This window comes from Vibrio sp. 10N.222.46.A1, assembly GCF_041473595.1.
GTDB classification, from domain to species: Bacteria; Pseudomonadota; Gammaproteobacteria; order Enterobacterales; family Vibrionaceae; genus Vibrio; species Vibrio tasmaniensis_A.
Genome location: NZ_JBFRSN010000911.1, coordinates 1 through 1315, shown reverse-complemented (window position 1 = coordinate 1315; position 1315 = coordinate 1). Strand labels below are relative to the sequence as shown.

At 47.0% G+C, this 1315-nt stretch carries 2 protein-coding genes; both read right to left on the bottom strand.

The genetic code is table 11. From position 1 onward, the window contains the following. Positions 1–990 (bottom strand): lipoprotein-releasing ABC transporter permease subunit LolE (gene lolE / locus AB4496_RS21815; protein ID WP_372131955.1); only part of this gene is annotated, 990 nt, incomplete at its 3' end. Further along, positions 991–1315, bottom strand: a 325-nt coding sequence (locus tag AB4496_RS21810; RefSeq protein WP_372131953.1) for an ATP-binding cassette domain-containing protein, incomplete at its 5' end; no start/stop codon positions are given. It abuts the gene before it with no gap.

Below are 1315 nucleotides of genomic sequence, written 5' to 3'. Positions count from 1 at the left end.
ACCTAACACACCGGAGAATACGCCCTGCCAAACGAAAATGCGTTTCACAAGGCCGTCCGATGCGCCCATGGTTCTTAAAATCGCGATCTCTGATGCTCTGTCTTTTACTGCCATCATTAATGTCGAGACAATATTGAAACAAGCAACACCAATAACCAGTACCATCACCAGATACATAATGGTGCGAACCAACTGAATATCTCGATACAAGAAGCCAAACTTCTGTTGCCAGCTTCGTAGATACACATACACATCAAGCTGGTTACCCACCTCACGCACAATAGAGTTCGCGTTCAGAACATCGGTCACTTTTAAAGAAACCCCTGTCACAGCCTCACCTAGGTTTGCGTAAACTTGCGCATCGCCGATCGGGATCAAAGCTAAGCTGTGGTCAATTTGGCCATTAAGCGTCAGCAAGCCAACGACTTTGACTCGAACACGTTTAGGTGCTTGAACCTTAAGCGAACCATTCACCGTCGGGATCATCAGAGTTAAGTAATCACCGACTTTCGCGCCAAGTACATTGGCCACGCCAGAGCCCAGGATAATCTGTTGTTGCCCTGCCTTAAAATCGCTCCAAGCTTTCTTATCGATAAAACTCGATAGGCTCGATACTTGTTGCTCAAGTTGTGGATCAACACCGCGAACTTCAATTGCTTTCAGCTCTTTGCCTTTTTCGGCAAGCGCGGTAATTTTCACATAAGGCGCAGCTGCGACAACGTCTTCATGTTGGGTCGCTTGTTCGATCACATGCTCCCAACGTGTTACAGGTTCATTGACGCCCTCAAACTCACCGTGAGGAATGACAGAAAGTACTCGTGATTGAAGCTCTCGCTCAAAACCATTCATTGCAGATAAGCCGATAATGATTACCGCGACACCAACAGCAATACCAATTGTCGAAGACAAGGAGATGAACGACACCATTTTGTCTCGTTGTTTCGCCCGGCTAAATCGGCCGCCTATCAATAGAGATAAAGAAGAAAACACTTAGCTCTCCTCTTTTTCTACGTTGACCAGTAAACCATCTTGCATGTGAAGTTGGCGATCCATCTTACCGGCAAGTTCACCATCGTGAGTCACAACCAAAAAGGCAGTATCGTACTCACGGTTCAGTTCGCGCATTAAGTCGTAAATAGAAAGTGCTGTGTTGTGGTCTAGGTTACCAGTCGGCTCATCCGCCAACACTAGCGCAGGCTTGTTCACCAATGCACGAGCAATTGCCACTCGTTGCCTCTCACCACCTGAAAGTTCTGAAGGTCGGTGGTCAACACGATGACTTAGCCCCACTTTATCAAGTAACAACTGTGCTTCT